This is a genomic window from Pseudomonas sp. NPDC089407, from assembly GCF_044900445.1.
Taxonomy (GTDB): Bacteria; Pseudomonadota; Gammaproteobacteria; order Pseudomonadales; family Pseudomonadaceae; genus Aquipseudomonas.
This window is the reverse complement of sequence record NZ_JBJDNB010000011.1, coordinates 79,151-95,418: the sequence shown is the minus strand read 5'-3', so window position 1 is coordinate 95,418 and position 16,268 is coordinate 79,151. Positions and strand designations below refer to the sequence as shown.

The window sequence follows — 16,268 nt, the reverse complement described above, 5'->3', positions numbered from 1 at the left end:
TACCCGATGAGTTCACGAAACGCTGTGTTGTGGAAAGAAGGCTTGTTCGTCAAACCCCAGCACTTTCAGCAGATGGCCTTCGCCGCCGAATCAGCACTGCAACAACGCGTCGCCAGTTTGAATGATGCGTTTTATGGGTTTAGCGAGCTGGAGTTGAATGCCGAGTACCTGAGCTTCGGCAAAATCGCCATTATCCGCGCCCGTGGCGTGATGCCCGACGGCACCGTTTTCGACATCCCCGGTGACATGCCACCACCCGCGCCGCTGGAAATCCCAGTGGGCACCGCGAACAAAGCGGTGTACCTGACCCTCCCCTTGCATGCACCCGGCGCCCCCGAAGTGCGCTGGCCAGACAGCGAGGATGTGACCGGCCGCTTCGTCGCCAAGGGTGTACCGGTCATGGACAACCACGGCGGCAGCGGCGATTCGATAATCCTGGATGTCGCCATCCCGAACCTGCAGCTCAAGCTTCAGGATGACGACAACAGCGCCTACAGCTGCCTGGCAGTGGCCAAGGTGATGGACAAACGTCCCGACGGTAGCGTATTGCTCGATCAACACTTCTACCCCACCTGTATCTCGCTCAAGGGTGCCCCTGCACTACTACGGTTCCTGGAGGAAACCACAGGGCTCATCCGCGAACGCGCACGCAACCTCGCCAAGCGGATCTGCTCGCCCGGCCAGTCGGGCATCGCCGATGTCACCGATTTCGCCCTGTTGCAGGTACTCAACCGCCTGCACCCCTACTTCCATCACCTGGCACGTCGCGGTAACGTGCATCCCGAACAGTTGCATATCGCCTTGGGCCAGGCTTGCGGCGAACTGGTGACGTTCACCGATGACGGCCGGCTGCCGTTGGATTACCCCGCCTACCAGCACGACAACCTCTCGGAATCCTTCCATGTGCTGGAAGAAACCCTTCGCCGGTCACTGAGCACGATCCTGCTGCCGCGGGCCGTTTCCCTGCCCATCCACCAGAGAAAATACGGTGAACTTGCAGCCGTTCTGCATGAGCGCAAGCTGCTGGAGAATGCGACGTTCATTCTTGCCGTGCGTGCCGACTTGCCCGCCGACGACCTGCGCAGGCGGTTCCAGCAGCAGGGCAAGGTCGCCCCACTCGAGAAGCTGCACCAGTTCATACAATTGCAAATGCCTGGGCTGGCGCTTATCCCTCAGCTGGTCACCCCTCGCTATCTGCCGCATCACTCCGGCTTTGTCTACTTCGAACTGGATCGCCAACATGAAACCTGGCAGCAGCTCAAGGACGCGAGCGGCTTTGGCTTCCACATTGCGGGGGAACTCCCGAACTTTGAGATGCAGTTCTGGGCGATCAGGCCGGACTGAACCTGGCCCTGCCAACTAAAAATCCCGATCCGGTATCGGGATTCTGCTTTCCGGGGAGTTCGTTTACCGCTCGGCCACTTCGCTGGCGGCCCCTTCTCGCAGAAGCCGCTGCGGCAAGGCGAATTCAACAAACAGCTGGCGGGTGAAAGGGTTGTTCGCGCCTGTAGCGTGGAACTTGTAGCGCGCGGATTCACCGGCAATGCTGAAGCTCAAATCGACGCTGGTTGGCGTGCGGGCGTTCAGCCCGCCGCGACTGAGCAGTCGGTAAAGCGACCACGGGCCCTGATAGGCCAGGCTGACCGTTGTACCCGCAGCCTGCACCAGGCTGACACGACTGTGCCCACTCTCTCCGGCAGGGCCTGGCCAAATCATGCCAATCGGGTCTTTACCCTTGTCCGCAAATGCCTGCAGCTGACCATCCATGCCAAAGACGCTGCCACGCAGCCCGCTGCTGATGGCCACCGGCTCCAGGCCAAAGCTCACGCTCAACTCACCGCGGTTGTCGAAGAATGCATTGCGGATCGCTTCCGCCTGCTTCAACTGCTCCATCACCTCAGGTCGGACCAGGTAGCCATCGTCCGTACTGGAATGAAGCGCATTGAGGTTGTCCTTGAGGAACACCGTGAGGTACTGATCCTGGAAGCGCTGGAGCTGACCCTGTGGGCCAAAGAACGCCTTGAAGTCTTTGAGCGAAACATCCGGCCCGGCCGGGTCGATGGGGTAGCGCGAAGCCAGTCGCTCCAGGTACACACCATAAACTTCCGCATCCCAGCGCTGCTCCAGTTCGCGCAGTGCCATGACCATCAACACTTGGGAAGTCTGATCTGCCAATTGGCGAACATGCCGGTTCAGCGGGTCCGGCAAGCCTGTAGCGACACGCTGCAGGTTACGGATAGGGTCGGGTTCTTTCTCCGAGAAGCGGCTCAGCGCCACCGCCAGCGCGGCCTTGCCCTGATTCGGGTTGTCCTGCACCGCTTTTACATAGTCGTACACGGCGCTGATGGCCTGCAGGGTTTCGTCATAGAAGGACGGCTTGTCGCCTTGGACATCGAGCATCCCTGAAAGCCCGGCAAACGAGCGATAAATGCCCATGGCTTGAGCGCGGCCTTGCTGATCGCCTTCTGGCTCTTTCTCATTGCCCGTGGGATGAGGGTAGATTAGCGTGTTGCCACGCACGGTTTCCAGCAGGCGGCGCATGGGCGCTGCCGGGCCGGTGACCTGTTCCAGCACACTCAAGGCATGGGTCAGGTCGGCGAATTCGGTGACTGAAAACTGGTTCAGCACCCGCCGCCAACTGTCGATGTAATCGGCGCTGTACAAAGCACGCAGGCGCTCCGCCAGGGCCTGGCGGTCCACGTCGGAATAATCGAGGGTGGTCCGCTCGCCCAAAACCCATTGGTCGATCAGGGCCAGGTCGGCCACGTTCTGGCTGTGTTGGTCGAAGTAGTCCCTGAAGCCACTCGCGGTGAGCAACGGGGGCAGCGACAGGTTGCCATCGACGGCCGCCTGATGGTTGCGCTCGGTCAACGGTACATAGACGATATCGAAGGCAGGACCGATTTCGTTGCGCAAGTCCAGCTCACCGTGCAATTGCTCCTGGGCCTGCTGCCGCAGACTGATGTAGACACGCTGGGCCAAGGGCAATTTGCGTAGCTGCTGCTGTGCCTCAGTCACCACGCGCTGGTAGTTCGGCAACTCGACATCAGCGTAGGCCAGGCCGTACTGCAAATGACGCATCAGCGCGGCCTGCAACTGACCCTGGCCGGGATAAGCTTTTTGCCACTCACGGGCCATCCACTGCTCAACCAGTGCAGGCCGTCGATTGGCGCGATCCTCGATCATGCGGTACACGCGCAGGGCCGCCAGTTGCTCGTCGCTACCGGGCACCGCCTGCTTGATGGTCGCTGCCACACCGCCTGCGATCGCCGGCAGAAAGCGCCGGGCCAATGCATTCAGGTAGGCCTGGTCCACCTGTGGGCCGATAGCCTTGCCCTGGTACAAGCCCATGTCCGTGAGCACGGTCCAGCCTGAGCGGTAGTCGCCATACAGGCTCACGGCATCGCGGATCTCATCCAGTGGGGCCAGCAGGTTGCGCCCTGTCAGGTCACCTTTGTCGTCAGTGCTAGTGTTGATGAACGCCTGGCTTTTCTCCAGCACATGCTCCGCCTTATCACGGTTGACGCTGTAGAAGTACAGCCAACCACCCGCCATGGCCAGCCCGCACACGCTCGCGGCGATGGTGCCGCCTCTGAGCAGCCGGGCCTTGTACTCGACGACCCGCAGGTTGTCGCCGGCCAGGCCAGCCTCGGGATAGACCACGCGTTGCAACAGTTGCTGAGCGAAGTAGACCACGGAGGTGCCCTGTGGCTTGGTCGACAGCGGTGGCGGGTCGAAGGCAAAAGCACGGGCAGAGGCATCCGCGAGCAGGTTGCGCACCTCACCGCGTTGGTAGACCGAAGAAAAGTACAGCCCCCGCACCAGCGCCGGCGTCGTGTAGCGGTCGCTGCTCAGCACGTCATCCAGGAAACTCAGCAGCATCTTTTGGGCACCGCTCAGCTCTCGGAGCAGCGAGTAGGCGCGCTTGCGTGCTGCGGGCGGCATTGCGCCGGTGGCGGACAGCAGTGTGACGCCAAGCTGCTCGATGAAGCACTGGTAGGCCTTGCTCAGTTCCTCCAGCCAGGTGTCAAAGGCCTCCACCGATGCCAGCGTGAAGGTAAAGCCCTGCACCTCTTCGCGCTCGTGCGCCGCAAGCTTGGCAAACAGCTCTTCGAAACCGTCCAGCAGGTCGAACTTGCTCATCACCACATACAACGGCAGGCGCGTGCCCAGTTCGCCGCCCAGCTCCGTCAGGCGCGCGCGCAGCACGAAGGCCAAGTCACGCCGCGCCTTTTCGGTCTGCGTAAACAGCTTGGTCATGTCCACCAGCAAGACCACGCCATTGAGCGGTCGCCGGCTGCGATTCTGCGCCAGCCAGCCGATCATGTGCCGCCACAAGCGGCGCTCGATGCCTGCCGGCAGGCCTGGGGCCTCGGCAGTTTTGAGCGTGGCGGGCGCCTGCTCAGCAGGTGCTTCGTCCTGGCCTGCTTCAGGCGCTGGTTTGGGAGGCACCGGATCGGCTGGCGGCACAGCCCGCTCCGGCTGGCTGATGAACTCCCCCGGCGGATCGATTAGCACCGCATCGTCACCCACCCACCAGTCGATATCGAATAGCAGATCTGGATCGGCGCCGGCCCGTTGAGCTGAACTGCGCTCGGTGCGGGTCAAGGCGAAGCGTTGGTCCGAACGACTGACAAAGCTCGACTTACCCGCGTTCTCCTCGCCCAATATGAGATACCACGGCACATCGTAGCGATGCCCGCGGCCGCCCAGGCTGTCGCGCAGGCGCGTCAAGCTGCCATCGAGGGCGCGCTGTTGGGCCTGCAAGTACACCAGGCAGGGATCCTCCACCTCACGCCTCAGTTGCTGCCGCTCGCGCATGATCGAGCGATTGCGACGGTGCACCAACGCGCTCCACACCAGCAGCGGTAACACCGCAAGCAGTAGGGTGACGGCAATGCGCACGGGTAGCTCGGCCAGGGGCTGCTGGCCACCCCACTGCCACTGGGGCCCCCACCACCATAACCCGAACACTGCGACTGCAACACAGAGCAATGTGGCGACCAAGACAATGGGCATTGCCTGGCGCTGCAACAACGATAAACCACGCAGCAGACTGTCCTTTTTCACTTTCATGGCGGCAAACCTTTACCGACTGCAGTTTTCGATGAATGACGCACCCTCATGGCACGAACCGAAAAACACAGTAACAGCCGCTTAAATCATTTATCAATGCCCAGTATAACGAAATAAGCGCTAACACTTTTCTTGAAGACGAAACGGAGCGATCTGAACTAAAGAATTAATAGCCACGCACTTCGCAACGGCACTTAAACCATGAACTTGTAGGAACCTTCCTACAACTAATCCCGAGTCCATGCTTATTGATTTGGGCCAACCCCTTTAGATAGAGCGCTTCAAATAACAAACATGATGTTTAAACAATGGTTCCTGCAGGAACAACAGACCCTCCGTGAGCTGGGTGACGACTTTGTCGAGGACAACCCGCGCCTTGCGCCATATCTCGGCAGCATGGCATCGGACCCGGAAAGCGCGTACCTGATGGAGCACTTCGCTTTCCTCACCGCTCGCCTGGTCATGAAGATCGAAGACCACCTGCCCGAGCTGACACACCCCTTGCTGCAGCTGCTCTCCCCCAACGTGCTGCGCCCACTGCCGAGCATGACGGTGATGCAGTTCCAGCCGGTCGATCACGCGCTGAGTGAAACCCAGGTGCTGGCCAAAGGCACGCCGGTGTTCTCCCGCCCGGTTGAAGGTGTGAGCTGTGAGTTCCGCACGTGCACTGAGCTGGCCATCGCACCGCTGGAAATTCGCAGTATCACAACGCAGCCCAGTGCCGAAGCCCCGGTGGTGCGCATCAACCTGGGCACCCTGAGCGAACAGCCGCTGCGGCGCATGAAGTGCAATCACCTGCAGTTCCACCTGGCCGGTGACCGCCGTAATGCCCTGAACCTCTACCAGTGGCTGGCGCAGCACCTGGAAAAGCTCCATCTGCACATTGGCCAGCACCGCTTTGCCCTGCCGCCCTCAGTGACCTTCGCCGGTTTCGATGTCGATGAGGCCCTACTGCCGAGCACGAACGAGCAGATGGACGGCTACCGCACCCTGCACGAGTTCTTTTGCTTCCCCGACCGCTTCCATGGTTTTCGCATTGATGGCTTGCAGGCCTATTGGCCGGATGAAGCCGCCGAGCAGATCCAGTTGGAGCTGCGTTTCAACGCGCCCCTTCCGCCTGACATACAGATCGATCAGACGACAGTGCTGCTGAACTGCGTGCCCGCCATCAACCTGTTCACCTGCCCGGCCAAGCCCATCCCGCTTGATGCAGAAGCGGTTCAAGCCCCCATACGCGTGGGCCGCCAAGGCTGCGACAAGGACGAAATCTTCAGCGTCGATCGTGTCAGCAGCCAGCGCCAGAGGTCCAAGGATCACGTCCAGGACTTCAAGCGCTTCGAATCACTGCACCGGAATTTCCCGCTGGGCGAACCGGTACCCACCCGCTACTACAAGCTGGACATCGAGCAAGAACCGGTCAACGGCAAGGTGCAACACAACATCCGCCCGGTGCACCACAACCTTGAACCCTATCTGGGCGAACAAGAAGAGCTGAGCATCGACCTGACCTGCAGCAATGGCGAACTGGCGCAGCAGCTCAAGGTAGGCGAAATCGACCTGACGACTCAGGACACGCCCTCGTACGTCACCTACCGCAATCTGACCCCACCCACTCGCAGCTACCCGCCGATGCTGCAGAGCGGCGGCCAGGGCGGGCGCCACTGGGCGCTGATATCCAACCTGGCTTTGAACAACCTGTCGCTGTCCTCCCCGGCCGCGCTCGCCTCGGTCCTGCGGGTGTATGACTTTGTGGGTGCTCATGACCTGCAACAGGCCCGCAGGACCGCCCAGCGCCTCAACGCCATCAAGCAAGTACACAGCGAGCCCTATGACTGGCTGATCAAGGGCCTGCCCGTGCGCGGCATGCGCACCACCCTGCACATCGACCCTGGCGGCTTCGAGTGCTGGGGCGAAGTGCAGCTGTTCGGCAACGTGCTGTCGCACTTCATGGCGTCGTATGCCAGCAGCAACTCCTTTCATCAGCTGCAGATCGTCAACACCGCTACCTCAACCTGCCAGCTATGGCCTGCCCGGACCGGGCGGCAACCGGTAATGTGACCAGGAGGTCCATCCTATGACCGTTACATCCTCTCAAGCGTATGACAAGGACCACAAGGAAACGCGCGATTCACCTTCATTGAACCAGCTGTTTCCACCGGTCGATACATTGGGTTTCAACACACGATCGAACACAGGCAACCCCATTCACGACATCGCTTCGCCGCTGCTGGGGTTGGTCATTCGCCTGGAAGGCACTGAGCAGTATGACCATGTCGAGCAGCTGTACGCCCACGTCAAGACCATGATCCACGGCATGGTCGAGGAAGTGCGGCAGCTTGAGCATTGTGATGAGGGCGACCGCGTGGTGTTTTCGTACTGCTTGTGCTGTGTGGTCGACGAAGCCGTGATGGCTACGCCCTGGGGGCGCGATTCGCCTTGGAAAGCCCAGTCCCTGCTCAGCGCCATCCACCAGGAGACCTGGGGCGGCGAAAAGTTTTTCAGCGTGCTTGAGCGCCTGCTGGAAGGCCCGGAAAAGCGCTATGACCTCTGCGTATTCCTGTTCTGGTGCCTGACGCTGGGCTACCGGGGCAAGTACGCCAACCAGACCAACGGTGATCAGGAGCTGGAAATCTGGATGGATCGCCTACGTAAGCATATCGCTGAGCGCCCCCGCACCAAGGCCACTTCACAACGCTTGACCGACCCCTTCACCAATATCGCGCCCCGGCACTATCGCATGAATCGCCAAGTGCCCTGGTGGACCCCTTGGGCGGTCATGGGCGTGCTCTGCTCCGGCGTCTATGTGTACTTCGCCACACAACTCGACGGCATTACCCAGCAGGTATTGGCCTCATTGCAGACCATGCTGCAGCAATAACTTCGGCCACGCCGAACTGACTTGACTCAACAGTCACTGTGCCCATGGGCGCAGCAACTACGGCTTTGCCTTTTACAATCGTAGATCTGCATTTTCAGAAGTTTCCTACAACATCTGTCGAACTTACTTCGACGACCAGGAATGGATTCCTCGCTACGGTCTTCAGTGCACTTACGGCCGCGCGCTGTTCAATGCGCCTGGCTTCATAACCTGCCCGATGGGATGACCCGCAGGAGTTTGCATGAGCAATTTAAATGACGTGCGTTTTACCTTCAGTACGCCGGCCGACGAGGCCATTTCATTTGATGTCGTCTCGTTCGAACTGAACGAGGCCGTCAGCCAGCTCTATCGACTGGAAGTCGAACTGGTCAGCTTCGCCGACGACGCTGATTTCGCCACCCTGCTCGACCAGCCTGCCGTGCTGACCATCTGGCAACAGGATGAAGCCGTGCGCCATGTGCACGGCCTGATCAGCAGCTTCGAACAAGGGAAGACCGGCCACCGCCGCACCCGTTATCGCGCCGTGATCGAACCGCAACTGGCCCGCGCCGGCCTGCAATCGGACTGGCGCATCTTCCAACACCGCACCGTTCCAACGCTGCTAGAGGAACTATTCCGCGAGCGCTTGTGGGGCACGCTGACCCAGTACCTGGTCAACCCGCACCAGAGCCGCGAGTTCTGCGTACAGGCCGGCGACCTGGACCTGGATTTCTTCTGGCGCCTGTCGGCCGAGGAAGGTCTGATCTCGATCTTCGAGCACAGCGAAGCCGGCCACGGCGTGGTACAGGCCGACAGGGTCAACCAGTTCGGCAGCCTGGAAGGCGAGCCGGTGCTGTACGTCGCCAACCGCGGTGGCACCGAGCAGCAACCCTGCCTGCACCAGTTTGCCTACCGCGAACAGGTCCGCACCAGCGTGCAGGTGCAGCGCGATTACACCTTCACCCACCCGCGCTACAACCACGAACACACGATGTACGCCAAGGACATGGGCAATCAGGGTAACGACTACGAGCGCTATAACTACCCCGGCCGGTACAAGCACGACAATGCCGGCAAGCCGTTCACCCAGACCCGCGCCGACGCCCTGTTCGGGGATGCCCGGGTGGCAGAAGTCACAGGCGACGATGCACGCCTGCAACCGGGTATCGCCTTCCAGCTGACCGGCCATGCCCGCGAAGACATGAACATCCTCTGGCGGCCGATGCACATCAAGCATGAAGGCCGCCAGTTCACCGCACTGGAAGAGGATGCCGCCGAGGCCAACGTCGGCACCTCCTACACGCTCACCGCCACGCTGATACCGGCCACTGTCGAATGGCACGCCCCTGCCCGCCCCAAGCCCGTCATCGAAGGACCGCAAATGGCCAAGGTGGTCGGCCCACCCGGTGAGGAAATCTACTGCGACGAGCACGGCCGCGTGCGCGTGCAGTTTCCCTGGGACCGCCTCGGTCAGGACAACGACAAGAGTTCTTGCTGGGTTCGCGTGACCCAGGCCTGGGCCGGTGCCACCTGGGGTCATGTGGCCATTCCCAGGATCGGCCAGGAGGTCGTGGTCAGTTTTCTCAATGGCGACCCCGACCAGCCGATGATCACCGGGCGCAGCTACCACATCGTCAACCGCACACCCTATCGCTTGCCCGAGTTCAAGGCCGTCAGCCCGATCCGCAGCAAGGAGCACCACGGCAAGCGCCATAACGAATTGCGGCTGGATGACACCACTGGGCAGATCAGCGCCGCGCTGATGAGTGACCACGACCACACCGCCTTGTACCTGGGCTACCTGACCCACCCGCGCCATCTCGGCGGCCAGCCCCGTGGGCAAGGTTTCGAGCTACGGACCGATACCCACGGCGTGATCCGCGCGGGCGGCGGCTTGCTGCTGACCACCGAGCTGCGCACCCGTGCCGTACAGCACCATACGGACCTCGCCGAAACCGCCGAGCGCCTGAAAGTCGCTCAGGAATACCACACCACCTTTGCCAGCGAAGCCCGCGATCACTTGGCCCAGGAAGACGGTGATCAGGATGAAGTGGGTGAAGCGCTCAAAGAGCAACACGACGCCATCTGCGGGTACGGTGGCAACCCCGAAGCCAACCGGTTTCCGGAGTTGGTCGACCCGCAACTGGTACTCGCCAGCCCGACCGGCATCGCTACCACTACCCCGGCATCGACCCATATCGCCAGCGGCGAACACCTGGGCCTGAGTACGGGCGGCCATACCAGCATGGCCATCGGCAAACGCCTGCTGATCAGTGCCAGCCGTGGCGTGCGGCAGTTCGTGCAGAGCATGGGCTGGCGACTCGTCGCGGCCTCCGGCGACATCGATCTGAAAGCGCTCAAGGACAACATCAACCTGCTGGCCAAGCTCAAGGTCAGCGTCACTGCCGAACGCATCACCCTCAGTGCCAAGGAGGAACTGGTGATTCAGGCAGGTGGCAGCAGTACCACCTACAACGCGGGCGGAATTCTGCATGCCACGGCGGGCCAGTACTCCGGGCATGCGACCGACTTCATCTACAAGGGCTCGAAAAGCCAGGCAGCGGCGTTTCCCGAAGACCTCAAAGCAGGCAAAGGCAACCTGGAGCTGTTCCAACACTACGCAAACAACCATCCGTTCAAGGGTGCCGATTACGAAGTTGAGGATGCTTTGGGCCAGATCGTCAAAGGCACATTAGATGACAACGGGTTCGCTGCCATTTCCGGGCTCGCATCGGGGCCAGTGAAAGTTCTGTTCGGCCGAGATCAAACCAAAGCCGTCACGGCAGCACCGTTCACGGAGCAGTCCTCACCGCCCGCCTCCGATCAAAACACACCTCTCACCCCTGCTGCGGCAATGCAAGCAGCCGTGAACCAACTCATCAAATCGGGAGAGGTGGACGCTCACGAGGCCAAACGATTCCTTCAATCCGCCATCAAGGTCGACCCGTTGGAAGAGCGTCCACTTCCGATGACACGCTCCAAAACAAGGACAACCCAACATGGATAGGTGTGGCGGGGTGGTCGCCCCTAGAGAGACCTTCGATGAGGAAGACGTAAGAGCTGGCACCGAGATGCTCGCCAAGTGGCTCACAGAACTCACCGGCGATACCGTCAATTGGAGAACAGTTATCTCTGTCGGCGAAATGCTACCCATAGCCGGGTCGATCTTCGCCGCAACAGACGCCATTGGCGACATCATAGAACTGGCCAAGGGTGACAGTGCCTATCGGACGGATCCGTTCAACTGGGTAAGTCTTGGTATCAATCTGTTCGCTATCGCGCCACTGCCTGGTGTCGGGCCCGCACGGGTAGTTATGCGCCCAGCGCTGAAGTCGCTAAGAACCGCGTCCAAGGACGGCATTGCGCAAGCACTGCTCAAAGCGATTGAAGGGGCACTTGCCGAGGTTTGTCCGGGAGAGCTTGAGGAATTCATTGCCGAAGTCGAAGCACAGTTGCAGAGCATACTTGCCAGCTTCGCCAAGAAAATTGTCGAAATCTGCAAATTCCTCGCTGACTTTATCCGATCGGTGGCAGATGGAGGGGTGAAGGATGTCGCTCTGACGATCATGTCCCCCGGATTGCGGCTGCTGGCAGAAGCATCTGACTATTCCAAACGAAAAACCGGGCTTGGCTTCAGCAAAGACCAACTGGGCCTCGGAAAAAGCGAAAAGCTCAAAGCCCTGCTCGAGCCAGTCGCACAAAGCCTCGAAAGCATCGGGCGGATGGCCGGCGACAAGATCGTTGCCATCGGTAGTAAGACGGACCCGGGCAGCATCGCTTCTATTCTGGAAGTGTTAAGACTGGCTCTGATGAAAAGGGGATACAAGCCAAGGCGCAGCAACGTCGCACCTGGTTCAACAAGCCAAAGTCGGAACGTGCAGGGGCGCCAAGGTACCGAGGCGGCTCCGGGGCAGCGGCCGGCAAAGGCAGACGCGAACTGCAAGAAGCGCGGGGCAAAAGCGGGCACCAACTGCAGCATAAGTTTCGCCACGGGCAGCGAAACGATCGTACACACCGACTTTCAGCTCCCCGGGGTGTTTCCCATCGAGTGGAACCGCACTTATCGCTCTTCCTTGGCAGCGTTCGACAAGGGCCCATACGGAGCACGTTGGATCACCCCGTTCGCGGCTCGCTTCGATCTGATCGAAGACCAGCTCACCTACCACGGCACTGACGGCAGAAGTCAACAGTACTCGCTGCCTAACCTCAAAGGCAGTCACTACGATGCCATCGAGAATGTGGTTATCGCCCGGATAGCCAAAGACACCCTTGCCCTGCTTCGTGGTCATGAGAGCCAAGAGATCTATCAGCGGTATGGCACCCAGTTCCGTTTGAGTACCATCAAGAACAAGGGCGGTTCCAGCATTGCCCTGCACTACGAACATCACGTAGCCGACACTGCCGTACTCTCTGATCTAGTCACCTATCAAAACGATACACCTCATCAACACATCCACACGGAGATAGACGAACAAGGTCGTGTCGTCGCGCTTTGGTTGATGTACGAAGGCCAACCACAACGCCAACTGGCGTCCTACACCTACGATGCGCATGGCGACCTGTGCAGCGCGAAAGATGAGCATGGGGCCGAGTGGACATACCAGTACCAGCACCACCTGGTAACCCGCTACACCGACCGCACCGGTCGCGGCATGAACCTGGAATGGCTTGGCGAAGGCGCGGATGCCAAGGCCGTTCGCGAGTGGGGCGATGATGGCAGCCTCGATACCCGCTTAAGCTGGGACCCGAACATCCGCCTGACCCGCATCGTGGATGCCAACGGCAACGAGACCCAGCACTTCTGCGACATTCTCGGTTACCCGTACCGCATCATCCATCCCGACAAGAACGAGGAATGGCTCTACCGGGATGCCGCCAAGAACGTCACCCAGCACATCCACACCGATGGCAGTAGCGATGTTTACGCCTATGACGAGCGTGGCAACCTGCTCCAGCACATTCGCCCAGACGGCTCGTCGATCCACCACGCCTACGACGACTTGGACCAGCGCTTCAAGACCCGCGATGCCGAGGGTGGGCTGTGGAAATACGACTACGACCAGCGCGGCAATATCATCGAAACCCAGGACCCGCTGGAGAACAAAACCCTTTACACCTACAACAGCGACAACCAACCCATCGGCATCACCGACGCCAATGGCGGAGAAAAGAAGCTGGCGTACAACCGCGAGGGACGACTGACCCGCTATACCGATTGCTCGGGCAAGACCACACAGTGGAAATACGATTCGTCAGGCCAACTGGTCAAACTGATCAACGCTGCTGGGGAGGTCACAGAGTACGAGTATGAAGCTGGCCAACTGGTGCTGCTGGTCCACCCGGACAAAACCACCGAGCGCTTCGAGCGCGATGCCGAAGGCCGCCTGCTCAGCCACACCGATGCGCTTCACCGGCGTACTTCCTGGACCTACGACGAAGCCGGGCTCATCTATCAGCGCCTCAATGCCAACGGCACCACCCTCACTTACCACTGGGACAAGCTCGGCCAGCTCGAGCGCCTGCACAACGAGAACAACAGTGAAGCCAGTTTCAGGTATGACCCCGTCGGGCGACTGCTCAAGGAAACCGGCTTCGACAAGCAGACCACGCACTATCTCTACGACAACGGCAGCAACCTGCCCACCCGCCGTGTGGATGGCGACAGGACCACGCACTTTGAATATGACTCCATGGGCCGCCTCATACAGCGCAAGGCCGGACGGCGTGGCGGTGTGAATTGGGAGGTTGAGACCTTTGCTTATGACGGCAATGGCAACCTGCTTGCGGCCAACAACGGCACCTGTCGGCTGCACTGGTTCTACGATGCTGCTGGCAACAACACTCGCGAACATCAGTGGCTGGATTATCTGGTCAAGCCACAGGTGGCCGTGTTCAAGCATGAGTACGACACCCTCAACCAACGCGTCGCCACCACACGCCCCGATGGCCACAGGGTCAGTTGGCTGACCTACGGCAGTGGGCATCTTCTGGCCATCAAACTCGATGACCAGGAGCTGATCAGCTACGAGCGTGATGATCTGCACCGAGAGATCGGCCGCGTGCAAGGCAATGGCCTGATCCAGCGCCAGACCTGGAGCCCGAACGGCCAGTTGCTGGAACAAACCCTGGCGCGTCAGGGAGAATCCAAACGCATCGCAGCGCGCAACTACCGCTACGACGAAGCTGGCCAATTGCTCCACATCAACGACTTGAACCGTGGCGACCTGCGTTATCGCTATGACCCGGTCGGGCGCTTGGTCGAAGCCAGCCAAAACTACGAAAAGGAAACGTTCGCCTTCGATCCCGCGAGTAACCTGTTGGACCCTGAGGCTCCGCCCGGCCCCAATCCACATTCGCCGCGCAAGCTGATGGACAACGTGCTGCGCAGCTACTGCGGGACGCAGTATCGGTATGACGAACGGGGCAACCTGCTGGAGCGGATTGAGAACGGCAAAGCGGGGAAGTTCACCTGGGACCTGTATGACCGGCTGCGGCGCTATGAGGATGAGCGGCTGATTGTCGAGTTTGGCTATGACGCTTTAGGCCGTCGCGTGTACAAGGACTCACGCTCGAAGTACCGCAACAGGGTTCAAGCTGGACCGGTGTGGAACGAGAACGCGCGGCGAGCGCTGGATGAAAAGCTGGGCTGCGATCTGACGTTGTTCATATGGGACGGCGACACGCTGGCGTTTGAGCAGCGAGGCCGGGATGGCAAGGGACAGACCACGCATTATGTGTTTGAGCCTGGGACATTCGTACCGGTCGCGCAAGGCTTGATGAACCATATTGAGGAGATGCTGCAGCGGCCAAACTACAATTTCCCCTATGACATCAATCAGGACCCCGTGTGGCAGCACAAGCCAGCACCAAAACTATTTGATTCGCTGATATGGCATCAATGCGACAATTTAGGAACGCCATCGGAATTATCCAACGACGAAGGAAAAATCCATTGGGAAGTAAATCTCAGGCCATGGGGCGAACCACTACATAACGCCCCCACCCACAGAGAAACAGAAGCAAGGGACTGCAAACTTCGATTCCAAGGGCAATATTTCGACGAAGAAACAAACCTACACTACAATCGACACAGATACTATTCACCCGAGCTAGGCAGATTCATAGGAAAAGACCCCATTGGTTTTAGAGGCGGGCTGAATGTTTATCAGTACGCTCCAAACCCTAAAGAATGGACTGATCCGCTAGGCTTATGCCCATGCCTTCCTCCTTGTCTTGATGGTGGCAGCTATAGGGAAATGCTCAAAAGTGCCAAAGGATACGACACTACACTACAGTTAGATGCTCACCACCTTCCTCAGCAGGCGTACAACAGAACCATAGGACGATCTAAAGGTAGCGGCCCATCCGTCCTGATGACACATGACGCACATGGTGACACTCGTACTTGGGGCGGAAGAGGGAAAACTAGCATGAGAGAGGATGCAGGATTAAATGCGCGCCAAAGAATGGCCAAAGACGTCAGAGATCTTCGTAACCTTTTCGGGCGCGAGTGCAACGAGGCCGCACAGAAATCAATTCGCTACGCTAAAACCTTGCCAGAATTCCAAAAAGACGGAAAATAAATTATGAACCCTAGAACCCCAAATGAATTCATGAAGCACGCAACAAAATACATCCAAAGCAAGGGAGTTTGCAATCTCGAACTCAAGGAGGATAAAGACGCATTTGGAAATCCACTTGAAACTGAACTGTCTAGAATTTATACAGATAAAGAAATCATAAACAAAAAAACAAACTCATTGAAAGATGACTTCCCGAGCTCCAAGGATTACGGAATATCAAGCGAGACCCCGCCATACCCCGGCGCAATCAACGACATTGTGGATTTCGAGAATATATTATGCTTTGGGACTTCAGGCGATGGCAGTCCATTCTGCTTTGACTTTCGGCAAGATCCACCCTCAGTCATTTGGTGGGACGACGATCACTGGCGAAAGCTTGCCAATAATTTCAAAGATTTCATTGAACTGTTCAAACACTCTCAATAGCTGAAAACGTTGAACAACCCACCAAGGAAATTTTGAGAATTACATATGAAAACCATAGTAAGGACTGGCGATACTACCGACCAAGGAGGTAAAGTAATCGGATGTATTGCCAATACAAACCTCACCGGCAAACCAATGGCCGGCAAAGGGAACCTGGTTTTCTGTCCTCTATGCAAAGACGAGCTTCCCATCATTGAGGGCAGTGACACCTATCGCTTCAACGGAATCCCCGTCGCACTCGACGGCATGAAAACCGCGTGCGGCTCCAGCTTGATCGCCAGCGCATCACACGGCACTGTTGATCGCTGAGTCAATGACGTTACGTG

General features: G+C 59.0%; 8 protein-coding genes. 7 read left to right on the top strand and 1 reads right to left on the bottom strand.

Annotation, left to right across the window (positions count from 1 at the left end):
• Window positions 1–6 precede the first annotated feature (6 nt).
• Complete coding sequence (gene tssK, locus ACI2KG_RS11110) at window positions 7–1,344, top strand: type VI secretion system baseplate subunit TssK (RefSeq protein WP_404661937.1); 1,338 nt, start codon at window positions 7–9, stop codon at window positions 1,342–1,344.
• A gap of 63 nt (window positions 1,345–1,407) precedes the next feature.
• Here tssK and tssM read toward each other — a convergent pair whose 3' ends face one another.
• A complete protein-coding gene (tssM, locus tag ACI2KG_RS11105; RefSeq protein WP_404661936.1) occupies window positions 1,408–5,076 on the bottom strand; it encodes a type VI secretion system membrane subunit TssM in 3,669 nt (1,222 codons plus the stop codon).
• A 294-nt stretch (window positions 5,077–5,370) separates the two neighbouring features.
• Between tssM and tssF the strand changes: the two genes are divergently transcribed.
• The 6 genes from tssF (at window position 5,371) to ACI2KG_RS11075 (ending at window position 16,251) form a co-directional block, all read left to right on the top strand.
• Window positions 5,371–7,134, top strand: a complete 1,764-nt coding sequence (tssF, locus tag ACI2KG_RS11100) for a type VI secretion system baseplate subunit TssF (RefSeq protein ID WP_404661935.1) — start codon at window positions 5,371–5,373, stop codon at window positions 7,132–7,134.
• A gap of 16 nt (window positions 7,135–7,150) precedes the next feature.
• Window positions 7,151–7,954 carry a type IVB secretion system protein IcmH/DotU gene (gene icmH, locus ACI2KG_RS11095; RefSeq protein ID WP_404661934.1) on the top strand — a complete coding sequence of 268 codons (804 nt, stop codon included), beginning with the start codon at window positions 7,151–7,153 and terminating at the stop codon, window positions 7,952–7,954.
• A 241-nt stretch (window positions 7,955–8,195) separates the two neighbouring features.
• On the top strand, window positions 8,196–10,940 hold the full coding sequence (locus ACI2KG_RS11090; RefSeq protein WP_404661933.1) for a type VI secretion system Vgr family protein: 2,745 nt from the start codon (window positions 8,196–8,198) through the stop codon (window positions 10,938–10,940).
• Complete coding sequence (locus ACI2KG_RS11085; RefSeq protein ID WP_404661932.1) at window positions 10,933–15,516, top strand: RHS repeat-associated core domain-containing protein; 4,584 nt, start codon at window positions 10,933–10,935, stop codon at window positions 15,514–15,516. The genes ACI2KG_RS11090 and ACI2KG_RS11085 overlap by 8 nt, the downstream gene beginning before the upstream one ends.
• Before the next feature lie 3 nt (window positions 15,517–15,519).
• Complete coding sequence (locus ACI2KG_RS11080) at window positions 15,520–15,942, top strand: SMI1/KNR4 family protein (protein WP_404661931.1); 423 nt, start codon at window positions 15,520–15,522, stop codon at window positions 15,940–15,942.
• 45 nt (window positions 15,943–15,987) lie between these two features.
• Window positions 15,988–16,251 carry a PAAR domain-containing protein gene (locus tag ACI2KG_RS11075; protein WP_404661930.1) on the top strand — a complete coding sequence of 88 codons (264 nt, stop codon included), beginning with the start codon at window positions 15,988–15,990 and terminating at the stop codon, window positions 16,249–16,251.
• Window positions 16,252–16,268 lie beyond the last annotated feature (17 nt).

Coding starts and splice junctions, on each gene's coding strand:
- ACI2KG_RS11090 (WP_404661933.1), top strand. CDS start 8,196: ATGAGCAATTTAAATGACGTGCGTTTTACCTTCAGTACGCCGGCCGAC.
- ACI2KG_RS11075 (WP_404661930.1), top strand. CDS start 15,988: ATGAAAACCATAGTAAGGACTGGCGATACTACCGACCAAGGAGGTAAA.
- icmH (WP_404661934.1), top strand. CDS start 7,151: ATGACCGTTACATCCTCTCAAGCGTATGACAAGGACCACAAGGAAACG.
- tssM (WP_404661936.1), bottom strand. CDS start 5,076: ATGAAAGTGAAAAAGGACAGTCTGCTGCGTGGTTTATCGTTGTTGCAG.
- tssF (WP_404661935.1), top strand. CDS start 5,371: ATGATGTTTAAACAATGGTTCCTGCAGGAACAACAGACCCTCCGTGAG.
- tssK (WP_404661937.1), top strand. CDS start 7: ATGAGTTCACGAAACGCTGTGTTGTGGAAAGAAGGCTTGTTCGTCAAA.
- ACI2KG_RS11080 (WP_404661931.1), top strand. CDS start 15,520: ATGAACCCTAGAACCCCAAATGAATTCATGAAGCACGCAACAAAATAC.
- ACI2KG_RS11085 (WP_404661932.1), top strand. CDS start 10,933: ATGGATAGGTGTGGCGGGGTGGTCGCCCCTAGAGAGACCTTCGATGAG.